Source organism: Providencia sp. 6390 (assembly GCF_058148425.1).
The window spans coordinates 334201-357568 of record NZ_JBYVYL010000004.1; the positions used below are offsets into that span (position 1 = coordinate 334201).

Here is a 23368-nt window from a genome sequence, read left to right on the forward strand (position 1 = left end):
GTTTGCTTTTAGTGGTGTATTTTTGCTTACTGGCTGCAATGAAAAGTATGGCGATCCTATATCCACCATGGCTAATCACTGATTTCTCTTCATTCGACTTAACAATTCTTTGGGTTCTCCATGAAAAGTGTTCTCTCAATTCAATCCCATGTTGTTTTCGGCCATGCAGGAAACAGTGCCGCCGCATTCCCTATGTGCCGCATGGGGGTTGATGTTTGGCCGCTAAATACCGTTCAGTTTTCGAATCATACACAGTATCCACAATGGGCAGGTACTGTGTTCCCTGCACAGCATTTAACGGATATTGTGCAAGGGTTAGCGAAAATCCATAAGCTAGAAATTTGTGATGCAGTTTTAAGTGGTTATATCGGTTCAGCTGAACAAGGTAACGATATTCTATCTATAGTGAAACAAGTTAAATCTGCAAACCCGCAAGCACTTTATTTTTGTGATCCGGTTATGGGGCACCCAGAGAAAGGGTGCATTGTTGCACCTGGAGTTGCTGAGTTTCTTTGCCAGAAGGCTTTACAAGCGAGTGATGTTATTGCGCCTAATTTGCTTGAGTTAGAAACCTTATCAGGAGAAACGATTACTTCTGTTGAACAAGCGGTACAGGCAGCGCGTCAGTTATGTCGTAAAGGCCCTAAGATTGTTTTAGTGAAGCACTTAAGTCGTGCTGGTTATAGAGCCGACCGCTTTGAAATGATTTTAGTTACCGAAGAACATAGCTGGCATGTTAGCCGCCCTCTGGTGGATTTTGGTGAAAAACAGCCTGTAGGCGTTGGTGACTTAACCAGTGGACTGATGTTGGTTAATCTATTAAAAGGTGAAAGTTTACCTAAAGCGTTAGAACATGTTGCAGCAGCTGTGTATGAAGTGATGATACAAACCAAAGAAATGGGTGAGTATGAACTTCAGTTGGTGGCAGCTCAGGACAAAATGGTTAATCCAGAACACAAATTTTGTGCAACTGAGATTGATTAAAGAAAGATTTCAGTGAATATGTAGCGCTCGCAACAGCTGAGCGCTACACTCGCCATCCTTCAAGTTGCAGGGCTTTTCATTAAGGTATTGTGACTACGCTACGCTTACCGAGTCGCAGTGTTTATCTATGCTTCCCGATTATCTTCACTTGTCGCTTACCTTCACCTCGAATTATTTAGAGTATACAAGGCTATTAAATTAAGCCTTCCGCAGATAATGCTTCTTGTACTTTAGGGCGTTTAGCTATCTTGCCACAGTATTCAGCTAAATGTTTAAGATGAGAAATATCAACGCCAACTAATTTAGCCCAGTTAGTCACTGTAAATAGATAAGCATCAGCAACAGTAAAATGGTCATCAGCAAAGAACGCTTTTTTTGCCAATACTTCGTCAACATATTGGAATTTCTTAACCAAGTTTGCTCTGACCGTTTCTTTATAATCTTCAGGTGTACCGTGAGTAAATAAAGGCCCAAAGCTCTTATGGAGTTCTGTTGAGATAAAATTCAGTGCTTCTAGTTGATGGTAACGTTTTAATGTACCTGCTGGTGCAATTAGATTTCTATCTTGTTTTTGATCTGCAAGATACTGCACAATAACTGCACCTTCTGTTAGCAGCTCGCCATTATCCAAAAGTAAAACAGGAACTTGGCCTTTGGGATTAATTGCTAAGAAATCTTCACCATCTTCAGTTTTTTTTTCTTTTAAATTGACTCGAACAATACTGAAATCCAGTCCTGTTTCACGCAAGATAATGTGGGGGGAAAGGGAGCAAGCACCGGGAGCATAATACAATTTCATCATAAAACCCCTAAAATAGTTATGTTAGCAATGATAACGAGCAGGCTTAAATTTATCACATCAAAGTATATCATGCTTAAATAAAAAAATTTGCTTTAAGATGTCAGTATGAGATTACCTTGAAAAATTGTTCTCTGATTGTGTCGATCATTAAGAGTCATCCTTTATCTTTTGGGGTTTGATACCTGTTAAAATTCGTGGCAAAAATTTCCTATCAAAAATAAATACTCAATAATTGTAGGTAGACTAAATGGAAAGTGAGTGCCAGAAACTGAATTTTCTGCGTAGGTTTGATGATTTGTTAATGGCACATAAGCCACATAATAGTACAGGGTTAAAGCGTTTTATTTTAGAGTTTTGGTTCTTTGGGCTGATCAATGCACGTTCATGCTTATTTGCGGGTTTCTTTTTCTTAGCACTCTTTTTAGTGCCTGCCAAAGGAATTTTAGGCTTACCGCGTTACGATGTTTTGTTAGTTTTTGCGGTTAGCTTTCAAGCACTGCTAGTGTGGTCAAAATTAGAAACTTGGGATGAACTGAAAGCAATTTGTGTATTCCATGTGGTCGGTTTTATCATGGAATTATTCAAAACTTCAGCAACAATAGCGTCATGGCAGTATCCAGACGGCGCTTACACTAAATTATAGGGTGTTCCTTTATTCACTGGATTTATGTATGCCGCGGTGGGGAGTTATATTATCCAGTCATGGCGCTTCTTTAAGGTACGTATTGAACATTACCCGCCTTACTGGATGGCAACATTTGTTGCTTTAGCTATTTATATCAACTTCTTTAGCCATCATTATATTGATGATTATCGTTGGTATCTTACTGCGTTTATTTTCGGTTTATATGCACGTAGTATGGTTTTTTATACTCCATTAGATAAAGAACGAAAAATGCCATTATTGCTGGCATTTATGTTAATTGGTTTCTTTATTTGGTTAGCTGAGAATTTTGGAACATTTTTTGGGATCTGGCGGTACCCTAATCAAATTGGGGCATGGTCAGTTGTGCATGCAGGGAAGTGGGGAGCATGGTCGTTATTAGTGATTGTGACTTTTACGATTGTGGTTCATCTGAAACATATCAAAGCGAATGTGACTATCGCGCGTTAACGTCAATATAGCAAAACGCCATCCGAAGATGGCGTTATTCGAAATAAACTATCGATTATTTCAATTCTAATTCATTCATTGCTGCGATGCTGAAACCGCCGTCAACGTGAACCACTTCACCAGTGATACCTGCTGCAAGGTTTGAGCAAAGGAATGCAGACGTGTTACCAACGTCTTCAATGGTGACGGTACGACGAATTGGTGTCACAGCTTCACAGTGAGCCAGCATTTTACGGAAATCTTTGATGCCTGATGCCGCTAATGTACGGATAGGACCCGCAGAAACTGCGTTAACACGGATACCTTGAGGACCCATTGCGTTCGCCATATAGCGTACGTTAGCTTCTAGTGATGCTTTAGCTAGACCCATTACGTTGTAGTTAGGGATCGCACGCTCAGCACCTAAGTAAGTCAGAGTCAGCAAGGCAGCATCTGGGTTGAGCATTTCACGGCATGCTTTTGCCATTGCCACAAAGCTATATGCGCTGATGTCATGAGCAATGCGGAAACCATCACGGGTAACGGCATCAACATAATCGCCATCTAATTGATCTGCTGGGGCAAAGCCAATTGAGTGCACGAAGCCATCAAATTTAGGCCATGATTTTCCTAATTCAGCAAACATAGCATCAATACTTGCATCAACCGCTACATCACATTCAATAACGATGTTAGAGTCTAAAGATGCAGCAAACTCTTCTACGCGTGGTTTCAGTTTTTCGTTCTGATAAGTGAACGCTAATTCAGCGCCTTGGTCACGCATTGCTTTAGCAATACCGTATGCAATTGATAATTTACTGGCAACGCCAGTGATTAGAATGCGTTTGCCGGTTAAAAAACCCATAGCATTATCCTTGTTTATTTTCTATTGAAAACGCGAATATAACAGAAGACATTGTGTCTTGGGTAGTTTTCGCATCTCTTATTAATGAATCGGTTGTATATTACCATGTATTATAACAAGAAGGATATTTTGCTGCGCTTGTCGGAGCAGTCAAAGATCCTGACGCCATGCATCGATTGAAAGTGGTTCACCAAAATGGCTCTCAATTAATCGACGAGTGACATCATGTAACGGAGCCGCTAATACTTCAGCAGTATTACCGCGCTCAACAACTACACCTTTATCCATAACTAGCATTTTATCACTAATATGCTTCATCATGCCTAAATGCTGTGTGACATAAATATAAGCAATATCTTGTTTTGCTTGTAATTCGAGCATTAGATTAATTATTTGCGAGCGCATTGACATATCTAACGAAGCCAAAGCTTCGTCAGCAATAATAATTTCAGGTTGTAAAATTAGGGCTCTAGCTAATGCGACTCGTTGTTTCTGACCAGAGGCGAGCATATGTGGATAATATTCAGCATGATCAGGCAATAGGCCAACTTGGCGTAATGTCTGAATTATACGCCGTTCTCGTTCAATACCTGTCAATTCGGTATTTAACTTTAAAGGTAGCTCGAGTGTTTGACCAATACGCTGCCTTGGATTTAATGAAGTACTGGGATCTTGGAATATCATGCGTATTCGCTGACTACGATAACCATAATCACCATAATTGAGCCGATGACCGCGGATCATAATTTCCCCAGCGGTAGGCTCTGTTACCCCTGATAACATCCGGGCAAGCGTTGATTTACCTGAACCATTTGCACCAATAATGGCTAAGGTTTGCCCTGCTTGTAAATTGAAACTCAGCGGCTTCACTGCCTCTAATTCATAACGACGAAATAGCCCTTCACGAAAACGAAACGTTTTTGTGAGGTTGCGTACCTCAAGTAATGTTTCCATTAAGACTGCTCCTCCGTATTCAGCGGATAATGGCAAGCGAATAGGTGGTTTTTTATATTACGCAGAGGCGGAGCAACAATACAGGTACGCTGTGCATAAGGGCAACGTGGGCCGAGCCTGCAACCAATTGGTAAATGCTCTAGTGATGGGATGGCACCCGGTAACGTATTTAAGCGCCCCTTATGAGGAATAGGGCTTTCAAAGTCTGGGATCGAACGAATCAATGCTTGCGTATAGGGGTGATGAGGACGTTGTAAAATATCTTCAGGTGTGGCACTTTCAACGGTTTGTCCGCAATAAAGCACATTAATTCTATCCACTAACTTAGACATCATTTCCATATCATGGCTAATTAATAATATAGACATATTATTATTTTGATTCAATTTATCGAGCAAACGGAAAATCTGCGCCTGAGTGGTTGATTCCATTGCGTTAGTTGGTTCGTCAGCGATCAACAAGCGAGGCTGATTGGCAATAGCGATGGCGATCATCACTTTTTGGCATTCACCATCAGTGAGCTCATATGGGTAACTATGCATCACGTCTTTATGATCTTTAATACCTACGCGATGCAATAATTCAATAGCACGGCGTTTTCGCCAATTAAAGCGTTGCCACCAACGTCCTTTATAAGTCCAGCCTGGTATTGCTTGTATCAGTTGTTTGCCAATATCTTCTGAGGGGTCAAGACAAGATTGCGGCTCTTGGAATATCATAGAGATATTATGACCAATCAATTTACGCCGTTTGCGCGGGCTAAGTTTGAGCAAATCGATATCTTGAAAGCGAAAGCGATCTGCGGTCACTCGAATATTATCTTTAGTGACCCCACAAATGGCTTTTGCGATAAGACTTTTACCTGAACCTGACTCACCCACTAAGCCACGTACTTCCCCTTCAGACAGGGTCATAGAAATACGGTCAACGGCTTTGACAGGGCCATTAGCAGTCAAAAATTCAATGGTTAAATTGCGGATGTCTAGCAGAGGCATTATTCAACTCCCGCATTAATAGCTCGATGTAACCCATCACCAAGTAAATTGACGAATAGGACGCTGATCATAATGGCGGCACCGGGCAAAATGACCGACCAAGGTGCAACATAAATCAGTTCTAAAGTATCCCCTAGCATCGCACCCCATTCAGAAGAAGGTAGTTGAGCGCCAAGATCAAGAAAACCCAGCGCCGCAATATCTAAGATAGCAATGGATAGCGCACGTGTCAGTTCGGTAACAAGGATCGGTGTAATGTTAGGTAATACGGTATACCATAAAATAAAAATATTTGATGCACCATCAAGCCGTGCAGCAACAATATATTCTTTATCCAGCTCATCATGTACAGCAACATAGATGGTTCTAACCATACGAGGGATCAAAGCCAAACAGATAGCAAGCATGGCATTTTGTAAACTCGCCCCCATAAAGGCGACAACAATAATGGCAAGTAGCAGAGAGGGAATAGACAGTAAGGTATCAAGCACATGATTAAAAACCGCGGATTTTAAACCGCGAGTCATACCTGCAAGGCAACCAAGTACCAAGCCGATTAAGGTGGCAATAAATGTGACCAGAAGTGCTGCACCAAAAGTGGATTTTGTACCAATCACTAAACGGCTAAGAATATCGCGTCCAAGATCGTCTGTGCCAAGGAAAAAGGCAACATTACCGTAATGAGACCATGACGGTGGTAACAATTGATAGCCTAAGAATTGCTGATCAATGGTATAAGGCGCGAGATAAGGGCCGACTAAGCACAGTACTAATAAAAACAGTACGCCGTAGAAACCGATCATAGAAATAATGTCAGAAGAGAATATATTCCAAACCACCCGTGTTGGAGATGGCATCTTCTGTTCACGATAAAAATTATCTGAGGACATACCAATCCTTATGTTTCAACGGATCCATCATCGCCCCTAAAATGTCAGACAATACGTTAACTGTAATCACTAAGGCCCCGATCAACATTACCCCCGCAGAGATAGCTGAATAGTCTTGCTGGCGGATAGCGGTGACTAGCCAGCGCCCAAGCCCTGGCCAGTTAAAGACGAGTTCTGTCACCATGGTCAGCGTTAGCATGGTTGAGAATTGCAGCCCGAGTTTCGGGATAATTGGAGGAATTGCATTGTGAAATATATGTCGTCGAATAATTGTCAATCGTGATAAACCACGCGTTGCTGCGGCTTTAATATAGTTTTCATTGGCTATCTCTTCGGTACTATTGCGCACCAAGCGAATGACTTCGGTTGTCGGGGCCAAAGCTAGGGTCAATACAGGTAAGATCATATGTTCGAGCACATTAATGATCATTTGTTGGCGATAAGGTGAATTAGACAGCCAAGCGTCAATAAGCGCAAACCCTGTGACGGGTTCTAAATTATAGAGTAGATCGATTCTTCCTGAAACGGGGAGCCAACCCAAGCGTAGTGAGAAGAAGAGTGTGAGAACGAGCGCTAATACGAAAACAGGTACCGAAAAGCCCAATAAAGCGAAGGCGCTGATAGCGATATCCGCTGGTTTATTACGCCAAAAAGCAGCGATCATCCCTAATGGAATACCCACAACCAAAGCGAACATAAAGGCTAAGATACAAAGCTCCATGGTAGCAGGGAAAGTATCTCTCAGCTGATCTGAAATCGGTTCTCCATTAATACTGGAAACGCCAAAATCAAAGTGCAGCAAACCATCAAAGTAGAAGAAGTAGGCGTCAAACAGTGATGCGCCACTTAATGGTGCATTGGGAGTAAAATAGCTAAGACTAAAACTCACCAAAGAAAGAAAAAATAGCGTGATGATCAGTAATAATATGCGGCGCAGCGAATAAATAATCATGGTTGCTGCTCCTGATTATGGCTATTTTTTTGACTGTTTTCATTCATATCGCGATAAACACCTGCAAATGAAGTATTGCCAAAGGCGCTGATAATTAACCCTTTCATATCAAAACGATAAGCTTGTAAACGTAATGAATAAGCCAACGGTAACACAGGGAGATCATCACTTAATATTTGTTGAGCTTGATGATAATAATCAATTCGCTCAGATAATTGTTCAGTCAGTAACGCTTTATGCAATATTTCATCAAAAGTTGGGCTACACCAGTGACTTAGGTTAGTTTGCGAAGTAATCGCAGCGCAGCTCAATAATGGACGGAAAAAACTGTCAGGGTCATTACTATCAGTTGCCCAACCTGCCAATGTCATATCATGAGAGCGATCCATTAATTGATTTTCTTGAAAACGCCCTTCAACGGAACGGATATTCATATTAATGCCAACTTGGGCCAAATCAGCTTGGATCAGCTCAGCCATTTTTAACGGACTAGGGTTGTAAGACTGTGAGGAAACAGGTACCCAAAGATCGAGTTTTAAATTTTCAAGGCCAAGCTCTTGCAACATCTTTTTCGATAATTCGGGATTATAATCAGTTACTTTGGCTTGATTATCATAAGCCCAAGAGGCGCGAGGCAGGATAGATGCTGCGGTTTCGGCTGTGCCATAATAGATGGATTGCATTAATCGCTCATTATTAATGGCATAAGCAATAGCTTGACGCACCTTAAGTTGATCCAAAGGTGGCTTGCTGGTATTGAAGGCCAAATAAGCAATGTTCATACCTGAACGCATTGAGATACGCAGTCGAGGATCATCACGTAGTACAGGCAATTGACTCGCAGCTGGGTAAGCTAACACATCACACTCCCCTGTGAGCAGTTTGGAAATGCGACCCGTTCCCCCAGCACCCATATCAATAACCACTTCTTGCATGCGTGGTTCACCTTTCCAGTAGTGATTATTACGCATTAAACGAACAAATTGGCCTGCTTGGTAATCGTCAAGTCGAAATGGCCCAGTACCGACAGGGCGCCAGTCAATCATTTCTTGGCGATTAATGCTCGAAAGGTAATCAGCATACTCTGCCGATAAAATAGGCGCGTAATGAGTCGCTAAATGCCATAAAAAAGAAGCATCAGGTGCATTTAAGCGAAACTCAACGGTATATTCATTAAGTTTACGAATGCTTTGTACGCTGTTAGCGAATTGTAAGCTATCAAAGTACGGATAGCGTCCACCATTAATGTAATGATAAGGGTGATGGACTTCAAACATTCGTGAAAAGCTAAAGACAACATCATCTGCATTCATATTGCGAGTGGGGGTAAACCAAGGTGTGTCTTGAAATTTGACATCTTTACGCAGTGTTAGGCGGTAGGTAGCACCATTATCGAGTACCTCCCAGCGAGAAGCGACTTCGGGGATCAGCCGATAAGTGAATGGGTCGACATCCAGTAAGCGATCATAAATTTGTGCCGCAAGAGGGTCGACAATCAGTCCACTACTCACTAACTGTGGGTTAAATGTAGTGACAATGCCATTAACACAGTAGATAAAACCATTTTGGCGGATATTTTTCGGAACATCATTCGCCACGGTATCTCTGTACGAAACGTTGCCACTAAGAGCTTGAGCTGTTAGTGAAAGGGTAAATAGAAGCCAAACAGTTATTAGGCGCATATCACTGATATCGTTAACCTGAAATGACATATTGTAGCTTAAAAATGGGTAGACAGGGTATAAGCAAAATATTGGTTGTTTTTAGAACAATAAGAGCCTGTTCAGTAAGCAAAAGAAACGTAAAGTAAAATTTAATTGTTTAAATATCAGTTTATTACATTTTAATGAGAAAAAATCTCATTAAAGCGCTTTACAAATACTAGTGATAACTATTATCATTCTCTTTGCCGCCTAAGCAATAGCTTATGGTCTAGGCATGACATTGCTCACATTGCTTCCAGTGTTTTTTTATAGCCAGCATGGGTGCTGGCTTTTTTTTTCATTGCAATTCGTAAGCTGAACAGGTTAATGAACCAGCCTAAAGGATGGCTAGCTTGTCAGGTCGCACCGTTTATCGATGCTCTCCCGTCTATCTTAATTTGTCGCCTACCTGCACCATGAATTACTTAGCGTATTTTTTTAAAATCACTAATCAAATAATATGTTATTTAATTCAATTTGGTGTTTTTTAATTAATCCCCTTATTTGGTCATAACTCAATGATAATCGCTGAGCAGCTTTACGTTGATTAAATTGACATTGCTGTAATGCGTGTTCGACTAATTGTTTTTCGCTTTGTTGTTGCCATAGACGTAAATCACAAGGGAGTGTAGGGAGTTGCATTGTATTATCAAGCACTGATTGCTTAGGGTTAGCAAGTTCAGCTAATTTTTCACCAAATGGGTCAAAGATGATTGTTTCAACAGGTTCTTCACTTTCACCATGACGATAGACTGAACGTTCGACAACATTCTTTAGTTCACGGATATTGCCCGGCCACGAATATTGTTCAAGAGCATGGCGAGCTGTTGTACTAAAACCACTAAAATAGGGCCGCTTAAGCTCACCGCTCATAGCGATAGCGAAGTATTCAGCTAATAACATAATATCAGATACGCGTTCACGTAGTGGTGGGATACGGATCACTTCAAAGGCCAATCTGTCGAGCAGATCTGCTCTAAAACGACCTTCTTTAGCTAATTCAGGGAGGTTTGCATTGGTTGCACACACAAGCCGTACATCAACCTTAAGTGATTGGCTACCACCAACGCGCTCTAATTCACCATATTCAATAACTCGGAGTAGCTTTTCTTGTACCGACATCGGCGCTGTTGCCAGCTCATCCAGAAACAATGTGCCTTTATCGGCTCGTTCAAACCGACCCTGATGACGTTTTTGAGCCCCCGTAAAAGAGCCTGCCTCATGGCCAAATAATTCAGAATCTAGCAAATTCTCATTTAACCCACTGCAATTGAGAGAGATAAAAGGTTCTTGCCAACGAGGAGATAGAAAGTGTAAACGGTCAGCAATCAATTCTTTACCTGTCCCTCGTTCACCGATCACTAAAATAGGTTTGCTGAGTTTTGCTAACTCAGAGGTACGCTCAAGAACATCTAAGAAATTGGATGAGTTGCCAATAATGGTATCATTAGGGGTTTTCATGGTTATTTTCACCAATAGTTGGTTTTATTGACCTATTGAAACTATAGTTCACTGCGTTAAAAAATAACAGGAAAATAATTTATTGCTTTTTATTCATTATGTTAATGCTTTTTCTTGAAAGTTGGCACGGTGGTTGCAATATATCTTACGTAATAGTTAAACGGAGCATCACGTATTGGTGGGAAACCAAAATCGGGTTGAGGCTCTACTGAATGATAAAATCCATCAAGAGGAAATAAATAATGGGTATTTTTTCACGTTTTGCCGACATCATTAATGCTAACATCGCATCTTTGCTGGATAAAGCCGAAGATCCACAAAAAATGATCCGCCTGATGATTCAGGAAATGGAAGACATGCTAGTTGAGATCCGTTCAACCTCTGCACGTACTTTAGCGGAGAAAAAAGGCTTAGAACGTCGCATTGAAATGGGCGAAAAGCAAGTTGCAGATTGGCAAGAAAAAGCTGAACTTGCGCTGGTTAAAGATAAAGAAGATTTGGCTCGTGCAGCGCTGATTGAGAAGCAAAAAGTGAGCGCAATGGTTGATACGTTAAAACATGAGCATATTATTGTTGAAGAAACATTAGCTCGTTTGAAAGGCGAGATCACTGAACTAGAAAACAAATTGCAAGAAACACGTGCTAAACAACAATCAATGACAGTTCGTTTAGAAGCGGCGCAGTCAAGCCGCAATGTCCGCCGCCAGTTAGATAGTGGTAAGCTGGATGAGGCTATGGCGCGTTTTGAGCAATTTGAGCGTCGCATTGATCATATGGAAGGTGAGGCGCAAAGTTATGGTATTGGCAAACAGAAATCGTTAGATCAACAATTTGCTGAGCTAAAAGCAGATGATGAAATTAGCGCACAATTAGCGGCTCTTAAAGCTAAAATTAATACTAATAAAGAATAGTCATGATGAAGCCCCTCGTGCAGCTGCGAGCTGCATTAGGGGAAAGATCAATATTACCATTTGATATAAGGAAATGTGATGGGCTATGTTTTTCTGTCTCTCGTATTAATAATTTTTATTATCTTTATTCTACCGTTTTGGTTATGGCTGCATTACAGCAAACAAAAAAGCGGTCAGGAGAGCCAGCTTACAGAAAATGAAATTCAGCGCTTAATGCAGCTTGCAGAGCAATCACAACGGATGCAGCAGCGTATTAAAACGTTGGAAGATATTCTGGATGCGGAACATCCAAATTGGAGGCAAAAATAATGACTGATTTTCGCAACCGTAAATTATATCGTTTAACTGACCGCCGAGTATTTGGTGGTGTGTGTTCCGGTATTGCGCAATATCTTGACTTACCGGTTGCCTTGGTCAGAGCACTGACAGTATTGGCTCTATTCATGAGCTTTGGTATCACATTGGTTATTTACATTGTCATGTGCTTTGTTGTCCCTAATGCACCAAGCGGCTATCGTGCTCAACAAGATATTAGCGCAGAAGTCACCAGTTTATTTAACGAAGTCGATGCACAATTAAAATCAGGGGAATTACGTCTACGCCAAATAGAGCGTTATGTGACTTCTGATACCTATACGGTAAACAGTAAGTTTCGCGATTTATAATTCAAATACCCTTCACATTTTCGGGGAATAATACACAACATTATTCCCTAACATACTTATCTACTATTGAAATTCATACGGTAAAACAATGCAAACTCATATCAAACGCAAATTACAGCAGCGCGTGAAAAAGCAGGCTGTTGGTAAGATATTGAAGGTTGTTGCAACATTGGCAATTACCTATGGGCCGGGTGGGGTCATTGGCAAGGTGATTAAAATCGTTGGCAGCAAATGGGTCATCAGCTACCTGACAAAACGCCTAGCTCGTTAAAAAATAGCGATTATTGGTGTACTCTAGCAATTCGTGATTAAATTAACAAAATCTGTCATAAACTTTCGCCCAATGCGGGCGGAGAAGTGGGAAGTTTCGCCGTTTACGGCGAAGAGCAGTCACACATCAATATTATTGAGCGAGTGGGAAAACTATGAAACGGCTACAAAATGAATTGACTGATTTGGTGAATCGTAGTGTTGACCGCCATGTCAGGCTTGCCGTAACAGGACTTAGCCGCAGTGGAAAAACGGCATTTATTACTTCCCTTGTTAACCAATTACTGAATGTAAATAGTGGCGCTCGCTTGCCTCTATTTTCAGCTGCGCGTGATAAACGTTTACTTGGTGTAAAACGCATCCCACAGCGTGATTTTTCGATCCAACGTTTTACTTATGATGAAGGGATCACGCAGTTATATGGCAACCCGCCTCAATGGCCAACACCAACCCGTGGAGTAAGCGAAATACGCTTAAAGTTACACTACCGTTCAGAAGGCTCATTTTTTCGTCATTTTGTTGATAATTCTTCGTTATATTTGGAAATTGTTGATTATCCGGGCGAATGGCTGCTTGACCTTCCTATGCTTGATCAAAGCTATGTGGAGTGGTCGGCACAAATGAGAACCCTGCAAAAAGGGAAGCGTGCTCAACTAGGGCAATCATGGCTGCAACTGTGCGAGTCATGTGATCCATTTGCTCCTGCGGATGAGAATTTATTAGCGGCAATTTCGGCTGCTTATACTACCTATTTAGAGCAATGCAAAGCGGAAGGGCAGCACTTTATTCAACCGGGGCGCTTTGTGCTTCCGGGAGAGCTAGCTGGAGCGCCTGCATTGCAATTTTTCCCGTGGCCAAACATCGAAAAATACGGTGAAAAAAAACTGGCTCAAGCAGATAAGCAGACTAATATCGGTATGCTCCAGCGTCGTTATCAATATTACTGCGAAAATGTGGTCAAAGGTTTTTATAAAGATCATTTTCAGCGTTTTGATCGTCAAATTGTCTTGGTTGATTGCTTACAACCATTAAATAGCGGCCCAGATGCCTTCAATGATATGCGTATGGCACTGACTCAACTAATGCGTAGCTTTCATTATGGTAAGCGTACTTTATTAAGGCGTATGTTTTCCCCATGTATCGACAAATTACTGTTTGCGGCCAGTAAATCGGATCATGTTACCCCTGATCAACATGCAAATTTAGTTTCATTGTTGCAACAATTAGTTCAAGAAGCCTGGCAGAATGCGGCATTTGAAGGAATTAGCATGGATTGTATGGGGTTGGCCTCTATTCAAGCGACTGAAAGCGGTATTATTGATTATCGAGGGGAAAAACTACCTGCATTGAAAGGAGAGCGCTTGAGTGATGGTCAATCAATGACCTTCTATCCAGGGGAAGTTCCTAAGCGATTGCCAAATGAACAATTTTGGGAAAAACAGCAGTTTGAGTTTGAAAACTTCCGTCCTCGGCAAATACCGCTTGATCAGCCATTACCGCATATTCGTATGGATAGTGCATTAGAGTTTTTGTTGGGAGATAAATTAAAATGAGTGAGCCAATTAAGCCAAGAGTCGATTTTTCTGAACAGGAAACAGCTAAATACGATGAGAAATTGCGCAAGGCACATTATTTTGATCCGCAAGAGCAACATCAGTTTGTACCTGTTGAGATTGAAGTAGAGCAAGATATTCAAGAAGGTGAAGTTGAAAGCTTGATGAATGAAGCATTGAAGCCTAAACGTAGCTTCTGGCGTCGGTTGGTTGGCGCGGCAGTAGGTGTGTTTAGTGTTAGCGTCATTGCTCAATTAGGTATTTGGATCCACACCTCTTGGGTGACGCAAGATTGGACCGCGTTAGGCACCGCCGCTGCGGGTGGTTTAATTGTCGTTGCGGGTGTTGGCTCAATTGTTACCGAATGGCGTCGTTTATACCGTTTAAGAGAAAGAGCTCAAGAGCGCGATATTGCGAGGGAATTACTGCATAGCCATGGAATGGGGCAAGGTAAAGCATTCTGTGAAAAATTAACCAAACAATCAGCGCTTTCAGACCAGCATCCAGCCATACAGCGCTGGCAAGCAATGGTACATGAAACACATAACGACCGAGAAGTCGTGGAGCTATATAGCAAATTAGTCCAGCCGATATTAGATGAGCAGGCACGCAAAGAAATCAGCCGCTCGTCTGCTGAATCAGCTTTAATGATTGCGGTCAGCCCATTAGCGATTGTTGATATGGCTTTTATTGCTTGGCGAAATATTCGCTTAATCAACCGTATTGCTGCGATTTATGGTATTGAGCTCGGCTATTACAGCCGCATTCGTTTATTTAGAATGGTATTAATTAACATTGCCTTTGCGGGCGCATCTGAATTGATCCGTGAAGTGGGTATGGATTGGTTATCGCAGGATATTACTGCACGTTTATCGACTCGTGCCGCGCAAGGTATTGGTGCAGGTTTATTAACAGCAAGATTAGGTATTAAAGCGATGGAGTTGTGTCGCCCATTGCCTTGGATTGATGATAAACCACGTTTAGCCGATTTTCGTGGGCAGTTATTGAGCCAGCTTAAAAATGCAGTTCCTAGTAAAAAAGATACCAAGTAAACCTTTTACTGGCAGGTTGAGTTGACAGTAAACAACACTTGCCAGTAAAAAAAATTGTAATTGTTTACTATTCCATCAGAAGGCTTTATTTTCCGTTGTTATTATAGTGATTTTTTCTTGTTCTTCAGCTTGTAAATCATTACTGTCAATAATATGTGACACATCTGCTGTATTCCTACTGTAAATCACGCTAAAATATTCAATAACTATTTCTGTTTCCGTTAAAGGTTAATTAATCCATGCGCCTTGAAGTAACTTGCCAAGACCGTATCGGTCTCACTCGTGAATTGCTTGATTTACTCGTCTTACAAAATATTGACCTTAAAGGCATTGAAATATCAGCGCAAAGACGGATCTACCTTAATTTTACCCCCGTTGATTTCCAAGTATTTAGTACGTTGATGGCAGAGATCCGCCGCATTAACGGGGTGATTGATGTTCGCCGTATTTTCTTTATGCCTTCAGAGAGGGAACATAAAGCGGTTTGGGCATTATTAAACTCATTTCCAGAGCCTGTGTTATCGATTGATAACAAATTAAATATTGAATTAGTCAACCCAATGTCACTGAATTTATTTGGTGTTGATGAAAATAAAATTAAGCAAAAAACGTTTTCCAATTTAGTTAATAACCATGGATTACAGCGTTGGTTTGAGCGCGAAGAGCCAGAAGCCTATACGGAAAGAGTGACCATAAAAGGTAATGACTATTTAATGCAAGTCACACCAATTATTTTGGCCGATGAAAATGGTAAATCACATTGTACTGGTGCGGTTTTATTACTTAAGTCAGCAGCTATCCTAGAAAAACAACGTCAGCAAATTGTTGGTGTTGATGTCGATGGTTTTGATCTGATTGTTGCCAGCAGCCCTGCAATGTCACATGTTGTTGAACGTGCAAAACGAATTGCCATGTTAGATGAGCCATTATTGCTGGTCGGTGAAACGGGAACGGGTAAAGACTTGCTGGCAAAAGCTTGTCATTTACACAGTGCTCGAGGGAATGCGCCGTTTTTAGGGCTAAATTGTGCTTCGATGCCTGATGATGTGGTAGAAAGCGAATTATTTGGTTATGCCGCTGGGGCGTATCCAAATGCGGTGGATGGTAAAAAAGGTTTCTTTGAACAAGCGAACGGTGGTACGGTTTTATTAGATGAAATTGCAGAAATGTCACCACAGATGCAAATCAAATTATTGCGTTTTCTTAACGATGGTACATTTAGACGTGTCGGTGAAGAACGTGAGGTGAAAGTCAATGTGCGGGTGATTTGTGCAACACAGAAAAATCTTCCTGAATTGGTGGCACAGAAGAAGTTTAGGGAGGATCTCTATTATCGCTTAAATGTTCTAACATTGACGATCCCACCGCTTCGTGACCGACAAGAAGATATTTTACCCCTCACTGATGTATTTGTTACCAATTTCGCTAAAGAATTAAATATTGCAAAACCTCGGCTTGCACCGTCATTAATTGATTACTTAAGTCGTTATTATTGGCCGGGTAATGTTAGGCAATTACGTAATGCGATTTATCAAGGGTTAACTCAATTAGATGGTGATGTATTAAATGCCCATGATATTGATTTACCGGATACAGAGAGCTTACCCGCTCTTGCCATAGACTCTTTAAATGGATCTCTAGATGAAATCACTAAGCGTTATGAGGCTTCAGTGTTATCACGTTTATATCGCGATTATCCCAGTACACGTAAATTGGCGAAACGTTTAGAGGTCTCTCATACTGCAATTGCAAATAAGTTGCGTGAATACGGTTTAAATCAGAAAAAAGAGCAAGATAATGAATAAATACCTATCACTGAGTGTTTTGTTATTTTGTTTTAATAGCCAAAGTTTCGGGCAAGAACTTACTCAATCTCCAGCAATGGATAAATATTGCCACAGTGCACAACAACAACCCGATGATATTTATGAGAACGGCTATTTGATTGAGTGTAATTTTGTGAATGCGGATATCGCGACTGCCTTTGAGCGTTATAAGCAGCTTAATAGTGAAGATCGCCATAATTTAGTCAAAAAGTTAGCGCCTAATAAAAATATTAAAGAGAAGTGTAACCAAGGTGGTTGCATTGAAGCTGACTATCATTGGCTAAATCCCAAACAGCTAGAAATTAATTTAACCTTTGAAGGTGGGGAAACGTTGTATAAATTTATTCAACAGCCTGAAGGTACTAAACTAGAAATTCGGATGTTCCCCGATTAATTCATCATTTTATGATTAATGTGATCGCTGATGGGTTTTTCATCGTTGGCGATATCTTTTCGCACAAAAAGCACACTATACTGAAGTTAAACAATCCATATTTTCGCTTTGTTTTGATTGATGATAACTAATGTCGCAAGGCTGTTTAAGAGCCTGCAAGGAGTTGCTATGGATCAATTCGCTCTTAACTTTATTGTTACGACTAAACTGCGCGATTATCTCAACCAGCGCCATTATAAAAATGACATGTTTGAGGTTGCAGCCTCGGCAGCAGAGCTCTATTTAATGAATCGAGCTGCAGCCCGTTATCTTGAAAAACGTAATCGCTTTACTTGGGAAGCGTTAGTTAAAAATGGCAATAAACCGAGAGATCTTATTATCGATATTCTTACGTCATCTTGCCCTGTTGATAAAGAACAGGCGATGAAGATCCTCAGTTGTTGTTCCCACTCGTTGGTAAAAATGATGGGTGATAATAAGTTATTTGCCAATGTGGTTAATGCGAAACATCATAACACACTGAATTGGCTCTATGTTGACTAGAGCGGTGAATAGGCAGCCAGTATAAAAACTGGCTGCTTGAGGTTGTTGACGAAGCGGGATAAAAGCGTGGTTTTTCCCGCTCCGTGTTATCAGCCGAAAATCAATAAATTGATTTTCCTCGTTGATTTCAAAAACCTTAACGACCGCAGACAAACAAAATACGTTTGTCAGCAGTCTGAAGTAGCCAGTATAAACACTGGCTGCTTAAATAGATTATTTCAGTGCAGCAAGTGCTTTATCGTAATCAGGTTCTTCAGTGATTTCTGGAACCAATTGGCTATAAATCACCTTATCATTCTCATCCAATACCACGACTGAACGTGCGGTCAGGCCTTTCAATGGGCCGCTTGCTAACGCGACACCATAGTGATTAGCAAATTCAGGGTTACGGAAAGTTGATAGAGTCACAACATTATCTAAACCTTCAGCACCACAGAAGCGTGCTTGTGCAAAAGGTAAGTCAGCTGAAATGCACAGAACAACAGTATTGTTCAGGCCATTAGCTAACTGGTTAAATTTACGAACTGATGCTGCGCAAACACCGGTGTCAACACTAGGGAAGATATTCAGAACTTTACGCTTACCTTTGTAGCTATCAAGAGTTGCTTCGGAAAGATCTTTAGCAACTAAGGTAAACGCTTTTGCTTGCTGTCCCGCTTGTAAAAATACACCGTCAACAGCGACGTCATTACCTTTTAATTTTACTGATTGTGACATTTAGATTTCTCCCATTAGCGAGTCTATGTGGTCAGTTACCAGACTAACATCAATTAGCAATGAGTTGCGATAAAACTCATTCTTAATATTAGCTCAAACCCCACATAGTTATTTTTGACCAGTTTGAATATTAAATCCTATTGATATGTGCCATTTGGCTTTATCGGTTCGTAGTATACCTTAGTTCATACTTATTGACGCATGACAAATCAATATTGTTTTTACTGTTTGATTAATATTTGCCAATAATGTATTAAAGAAATTATTCATTGCACAAATTGGATTCTCTGTATCTGATATGGTGCTAATCAACACAAATTAGATAATATAAACCTGCAAGTGATATCAATATGCTGCTGTATAGATTTTTTCTTAATGAACGAATATGATGCTTAAAAGGCTTCTAGGCGTAATATGGCACTTAAAGCCTCCGGCTGAGATATTTGATTGTTTAAAATATCTTTATAATTGTTGAGTTTATTTTTGTCTCAGTGACAAGATGCTTAGCTAACTTTTTTGCTAATAAGACAGAATCCAAAAATGCATAAATACTCACTTTCATCTTTAGCGATTATTTTCACAGCGATGTTTACCGCAGCCCCAGCTATCTCTGCGGTAGTTCCAGCCGGTACGGTGCTTGCAGCAAATCAAGAGGTCACCCGTCATCTAAAAGATGAACCTGCGTCATTAGACCCAATAAAATCGGTTGGTTTAACCGAAGCTCAGGTAATGCGTGATTTGTTTGAAGGCTTGGTTAATCAAGACAATCACGGACATCCAATCGCAGGAGTTGCTCAAAGTTGGAGTAGTACAGATAATAAAACATGGGTTTTCAAGTTACGTCCAGATGCACGTTGGTCAAATGGTGAGCCTGTTACCGCAGAAGATTTTGTGTATAGTTGGCGCCGATTGGTTAATCCAGGGAATACATCACCATTTGCATGGTTTGGCGCGTTAGCAGGGATCAATAACGCACAACAAATTATTGATGGCAAACTACCTGCAGACCAACTCGGTGTTGAAGCGGTTGATCAACAGACTCTTAAGGTGGTGTTAGATAAACCTGTTCCTTATTTTCCTTCGCTAACGGCAAATTTTAGTTTATTTCCTGTACATGCTAAAACGATTGAAAAGCATGGTGCAGATTGGATAAAAGTCGGTAATTTGGTCGGAAATGGGGCGTTTAGCCTTTCTGATAGGGTCGTTAACGAAAAAATTGTGCTCACGCCAAACCCATATTATTGGGATCATGCCAATACAGTGATCACGAAAGTGACGTTTGTGCCGATTAACCAAGAATCGCACGCGACAAATCGTTATCTAGCGGGTGATTTGGATATTACTGAATCTTTCCCGAAACAGCGTTATCAAAAATTACTGTCTGATATTCCAAATGAAGTTTTCACACCAGATCAGTTGGGCACCTATTATTATGCGTTTAACACGCAAAGGGCACCAACTAATGATGCACGTGTGCGTAAAGCGCTATCTATGACCATTGATCGTCAATTAATCGCCAAAAAAGTGTTGGGTACAGGTGAAAAACCAGCTAACCACTTTACCCCTGATGTCACGGATGGATTTAAACCGCAAAAAGGGATTTATGAACATTACACACAAAAAGAGCTGGATGAACAGGCCAAAGTATTACTACAAGCGGCAGGATATGGTCCTAATAAGCCATTAGAGTTGGTGTTACTGTATAATAGCTCGGAAAATCATCAAAAAATTGCTATTGCTGTTGCTTCAATGTGGAAGAAAAAACTGGGTGTCGAAGTCAAATTAGTTAATCAGGAATGGAAAACCTATATTGATAGCCGTAATACCGGTAATTTTGATGTGATCAGGGCATCATGGATTGGTGATTTTAATGAGCCATCGACGTTTTTATCGCTGTTGACTTCACAGCATAATGGCAATATTCCAAAGTTTAATAGTAAGCGTTACGATGAAGTGATGGCATCTGCGAGCATTGAAACGAATGCAGACTTACGAAATCGTTATTATAACCAAGCTGAAGCTATTATTGCACAAGAAGCGCCGATTGCACCTATTTATCAATATACCAATGCACGATTAATTAAACCATGGTTAAAGGGTTATCCAATTGAAAACCCAGAAGATGTTGCTTATAGCCACAGCTTTTATATTACTGCACATTAATTCTATAGATTCAATAGGCTATATTTAATTGCTGTAACAACGAAAAAACTCCTTCTGCTGGAGAGTCAGAAGGAGGACCAAAAAAGGAATAAACACTACCTGAGCGATGTTAGTGCAAATGAATGTTAATTTATTGTTCGTTTGTGGCAAACAGCGTGCCGTTGTTTAACTAAAATGGCGATAGTATTTTTTAAAAGCGGGTAGTACACAATTCTTAATATGCCATCATTTTCTTGATATTTCTTTTACATTCCCTCTATGCTATAGCTAATACATATTTTAATGGAAGGAGACCGCTGCATGGCACTGATTTATGGTTCATTATTTCAGAGCTCAAACCCTGTACATGCATTTCAATTAAATGGAGATGGTGGTTTCGCCCCTATCGATGTTAATGCGAGTGCGACACAACAAAACCCATTTTGGCTACATTATGATTATAAAAATCGAGATAGTGAAAAATGGATTGAAGGTTCAGAGTTATTTAGTGAACAGGTCAAATCGGCACTTTGTGGCCATGCAGGGCGTTGGCGAATCTTACGAGTTGGGGATGGCGTTTTACTCACTTTACAAACGTTAAACACCAATGCAGGCCAACGCCCAGAACAATTAGTTGCATTCAGAGTGTTTATTAATGGGCGTATCATTATTTCAAGTCGCCACAGAAAAGTAAATTCGCTTGATACGGTGATAACTGATTTGCAAGAAGGTGTTGGGGCCGAAAGTACAGGTGATTGGCTAGTGGAAGTCGCTGATGCGATCACAGATGAAATTAGTGATTTCACGGACACGCTGCATGAACGTTTGATTGAAATGGAAGATTTTATTTTAAACGGCGAAATTCCTGAACGTGGAGAATTGGCTTTACTGCGCAAACAGATCATTGTTATTCGTCGCTATATGGCGCCGCAACGGGATATGCTTGCACGTATGACAACAGAAAAACTGTTGTGGCTTGATGAAACTGACAGAAGGCGCTTACAGGAAATTTCTGACCGTTTAGGGCGCTGTATTGAAGATCTAGACGGTTTTGTTTCACGAACTGCGATTATGTCTGATGAAATTACTAATATGATGACTGAAATGATGAATCGTCGTATTTATACCATGTCATTACTTGCTATGATTTTTTTACCAACCACATTTTTAACTGGGCTATTTGGCGTCAATTTAGGGGGGATCCCCGGTAATGAATTCCGATTTGCTTTCAGTGTATTTTGTTTTTTACTTGCCGCATTGATTGGTACGGTTTTTTGGTGGTTGAGGCGCAGTCGTTGGCTTTAAAGATAAGTTATTGCGGCTAACCTTACCTATTTTGAGGTAAATCAATAAAAGCTATGCCGTTTTAGGGCACTATTATTACCGCAGGTGAATGCAACGTTGAGCGATGAACGTTGTGCTCCATAATTGTAGTTTTTCTCATATTGAGTTCTTATACAGAATAATTGACCACTGTAATGCCGATGTATATATGACATCGGCTTTTTTTTGCTATTCAAATAGGCCATCCGTAGATGGCAACATACTTATTTCACTTCGACAATCTTTAAACGTTCGGCAGTAAATTCAGGTCTGTCGTCTTCATCAATTTCAACTTGAGTAGGTAAATCTTCACGATCAAACGCAAGGTCACCACCATTAATCACTTCACTGCCATGAGAGACATTTTTAAAATCAAACAGTTCAGTATCACATAAGTGTGACGGTACAACATTTTGAGTTGCTCTAAACATAGTTTCAATACGCCCAGGGTAGCGTTTATCCCAATCGCGCAATAAATCTTTGATCACTTGACGTTGTAAGTTCGGCTGTGAGCCACAAAGGTTACAAGGAATAATTGGGAACTCTTTTGCTTGTGAATAGCGTTCGATATCTTTTTCACGACAATAAGCGAGAGGGCGGATAACAATGTGTTTGCCATCATCACTCATCAGTTTTGGAGGCATTCCTTTTAATTTTCCGCCATAAAACATGTTTAGGAATAACGTTTGCAATATATCGTCGCGGTGATGGCCTAACGCAATTTTAGTTGCTCCTAGCTCTGTCGCAGTGCGATATAAAATGCCACGGCGCAGGCGGGAGCACAGTGAGCAAGTCGTTTTCCCTTCAGGAATTTTTTCTTTAACAATCCCATAAGTGTTTTCTTCAACAATTTTATATTCAACCCCAAGTTCATCAAGGTACTCAGGAAGAATATGTTCAGGGAAACCGGGTTGTTTTTGATCTAAATTGACGGCAATCAGAGAGAAAGAGATAGGCGCACTTTTTTGCAAGCTTTGCAAAATAGAAAGCAGGGTATAACTGTCTTTACCACCAGACAAGCACACCATAATACGATCACCGTCTTCAATCATGTTGAAATCGGCAATAGCTTGCCCTACATCGCGGCGTAATCTTTTTTGTAACTTATTAAAGTTATATTGCTCTTTCTGTGCGTTCATTTTCTACTGTTCTGTACCGTTGCTGATGATAAGTTAACTTGATGATAAATTGATTTTATAGCGCTTGCACTCACTCATGATAGCTCTCGGAGCTACTAAATTAACGTGCGCAAACTTACAGCAAAATATCAAAA

The 23368-nt window shown here is 40.6% G+C and carries 22 protein-coding genes and 1 pseudogene; 13 read left to right on the forward strand and 10 right to left on the reverse strand.

Features of this window, described 5'->3' with window-relative positions:
- Positions 1-120 precede the first annotated feature (120 nt).
- Complete coding sequence (pdxY, locus tag AC3Z9T_RS11225) at positions 121-984, forward strand: pyridoxal kinase PdxY (RefSeq protein ID WP_490126206.1); 864 nt, start codon at positions 121-123, stop codon at positions 982-984.
- Positions 985-1177: 193 nt separating this feature from the next.
- Here the strand turns inward: pdxY and gstA are convergent, their stop codons facing one another.
- Entirely contained in the window at positions 1178-1783 is a 606-nt protein-coding gene (gene gstA, locus AC3Z9T_RS11230; RefSeq protein WP_490126281.1) for a glutathione transferase GstA, read from the reverse strand.
- A gap of 250 nt (positions 1784-2033) precedes the next feature.
- Between gstA and AC3Z9T_RS11235 the strand changes: the two are divergent.
- A pseudogene (locus tag AC3Z9T_RS11235) lies at positions 2034-2900 on the forward strand (DUF817 domain-containing protein).
- A gap of 55 nt (positions 2901-2955) precedes the next feature.
- On the opposite strand, the gene fabI reads toward AC3Z9T_RS11235, so the two are convergent.
- From fabI to pspF, 7 genes are all read right to left on the reverse strand, one after another.
- Positions 2956-3744 (reverse strand): enoyl-ACP reductase FabI, encoded by a 789-nt coding sequence (gene fabI, locus AC3Z9T_RS11240; protein ID WP_490126207.1) that lies wholly within the window; start codon positions 3742-3744, stop codon positions 2956-2958.
- Positions 3745-3894: 150 nt separating this feature from the next.
- Complete coding sequence (gene sapF / locus AC3Z9T_RS11245) at positions 3895-4698, reverse strand: putrescine export ABC transporter ATP-binding protein SapF (RefSeq protein ID WP_490126208.1); 804 nt, start codon at positions 4696-4698, stop codon at positions 3895-3897.
- Positions 4698-5693, reverse strand: a complete 996-nt coding sequence (gene sapD, locus AC3Z9T_RS11250; protein ID WP_490126209.1) for a putrescine export ABC transporter ATP-binding protein SapD — start codon at positions 5691-5693, stop codon at positions 4698-4700. Before sapD ends, sapF begins: the two co-directional genes overlap by 1 nt.
- A complete protein-coding gene (gene sapC, locus AC3Z9T_RS11255; protein ID WP_490126210.1) occupies positions 5693-6583 on the reverse strand; it encodes a putrescine export ABC transporter permease SapC in 891 nt (296 codons plus the stop codon). Before sapC ends, sapD begins: the two co-directional genes overlap by 1 nt.
- Entirely contained in the window at positions 6570-7535 is a 966-nt protein-coding gene (gene sapB / locus AC3Z9T_RS11260; protein ID WP_490126211.1) for a putrescine export ABC transporter permease SapB, read from the reverse strand. The genes sapC and sapB overlap by 14 nt, the downstream gene beginning before the upstream one ends.
- Complete coding sequence (gene sapA / locus AC3Z9T_RS11265; protein WP_490126282.1) at positions 7532-9217, reverse strand: ABC transporter substrate-binding protein SapA; 1686 nt, start codon at positions 9215-9217, stop codon at positions 7532-7534. The genes sapB and sapA overlap by 4 nt, the downstream gene beginning before the upstream one ends.
- 468 nt (positions 9218-9685) lie before the next feature.
- Positions 9686-10699: a phage shock protein operon transcriptional activator gene (gene pspF, locus AC3Z9T_RS11270; RefSeq protein WP_490126212.1), complete on the reverse strand. Its 1014-nt coding sequence runs from the start codon at positions 10697-10699 to the stop codon at positions 9686-9688.
- A 242-nt stretch (positions 10700-10941) separates the two neighbouring features.
- Here pspF and pspA point away from each other — a divergent pair, with 242 nt between their 5' ends.
- The 9 genes from pspA (at position 10942) to AC3Z9T_RS11315 (ending at position 17913) form a co-directional block, all read left to right on the forward strand.
- Positions 10942-11610 (forward strand): phage shock protein PspA, encoded by a 669-nt coding sequence (pspA, locus tag AC3Z9T_RS11275; RefSeq protein WP_070929727.1) that lies wholly within the window; start codon positions 10942-10944, stop codon positions 11608-11610.
- 78 nt (positions 11611-11688) lie between these two features.
- On the forward strand, positions 11689-11919 hold the full coding sequence (pspB, locus tag AC3Z9T_RS11280; protein WP_490126213.1) for an envelope stress response membrane protein PspB: 231 nt from the start codon (positions 11689-11691) through the stop codon (positions 11917-11919).
- Positions 11919-12275: an envelope stress response membrane protein PspC gene (gene pspC, locus AC3Z9T_RS11285; RefSeq protein ID WP_490126214.1), complete on the forward strand. Its 357-nt coding sequence runs from the start codon at positions 11919-11921 to the stop codon at positions 12273-12275. The genes pspB and pspC overlap by 1 nt, the downstream gene beginning before the upstream one ends.
- Before the next feature lie 88 nt (positions 12276-12363).
- On the forward strand, positions 12364-12546 hold the full coding sequence (locus tag AC3Z9T_RS11290; protein WP_490126215.1) for a hypothetical protein: 183 nt from the start codon (positions 12364-12366) through the stop codon (positions 12544-12546).
- 154 nt (positions 12547-12700) lie between these two features.
- Positions 12701-14098 (forward strand): YcjX family GTP-binding protein, encoded by a 1398-nt coding sequence (locus AC3Z9T_RS11295; protein ID WP_490126216.1) that lies wholly within the window; start codon positions 12701-12703, stop codon positions 14096-14098.
- A complete protein-coding gene (locus AC3Z9T_RS11300; protein ID WP_490126217.1) occupies positions 14095-15150 on the forward strand; it encodes a YcjF family protein in 1056 nt (351 codons plus the stop codon). The genes AC3Z9T_RS11295 and AC3Z9T_RS11300 overlap by 4 nt, the downstream gene beginning before the upstream one ends.
- 239 nt (positions 15151-15389) lie before the next feature.
- Positions 15390-16955, forward strand: coding sequence for a transcriptional regulator TyrR (gene tyrR, locus AC3Z9T_RS11305; RefSeq protein ID WP_490126218.1), 1566 nt, complete (start codon positions 15390-15392; stop codon positions 16953-16955).
- Complete coding sequence (locus AC3Z9T_RS11310; protein ID WP_490126219.1) at positions 16948-17370, forward strand: hypothetical protein; 423 nt, start codon at positions 16948-16950, stop codon at positions 17368-17370. Before tyrR ends, AC3Z9T_RS11310 begins: the two co-directional genes overlap by 8 nt.
- Positions 17371-17538: 168 nt before the next feature.
- Positions 17539-17913, forward strand: coding sequence for an ATP-binding protein (locus AC3Z9T_RS11315; RefSeq protein ID WP_490126220.1), 375 nt, complete (start codon positions 17539-17541; stop codon positions 17911-17913).
- Between the two features lie 213 nt (positions 17914-18126).
- On the opposite strand, the gene tpx is transcribed toward AC3Z9T_RS11315, so the two are convergent.
- A complete protein-coding gene (tpx, locus tag AC3Z9T_RS11320; protein ID WP_490126221.1) occupies positions 18127-18630 on the reverse strand; it encodes a thiol peroxidase in 504 nt (167 codons plus the stop codon).
- A gap of 540 nt (positions 18631-19170) precedes the next feature.
- Between tpx and AC3Z9T_RS11325 the strand changes: the two genes are divergently transcribed.
- Together AC3Z9T_RS11325 and zntB are read left to right on the forward strand one after the other, a co-directional pair.
- Complete coding sequence (locus tag AC3Z9T_RS11325; protein ID WP_490126222.1) at positions 19171-20793, forward strand: peptide ABC transporter substrate-binding protein; 1623 nt, start codon at positions 19171-19173, stop codon at positions 20791-20793.
- 300 nt (positions 20794-21093) lie between these two features.
- Positions 21094-22077 (forward strand): zinc transporter ZntB, encoded by a 984-nt coding sequence (zntB, locus tag AC3Z9T_RS11330; protein ID WP_490126223.1) that lies wholly within the window; start codon positions 21094-21096, stop codon positions 22075-22077.
- Between the two features lie 242 nt (positions 22078-22319).
- On the opposite strand, the gene ttcA is transcribed toward zntB, so the two are convergent.
- Positions 22320-23234 carry a tRNA 2-thiocytidine(32) synthetase TtcA gene (gene ttcA / locus AC3Z9T_RS11335; protein WP_490126224.1) on the reverse strand — a complete coding sequence of 305 codons (915 nt, stop codon included), beginning with the start codon at positions 23232-23234 and terminating at the stop codon, positions 22320-22322.
- Positions 23235-23368 lie beyond the last annotated feature (134 nt).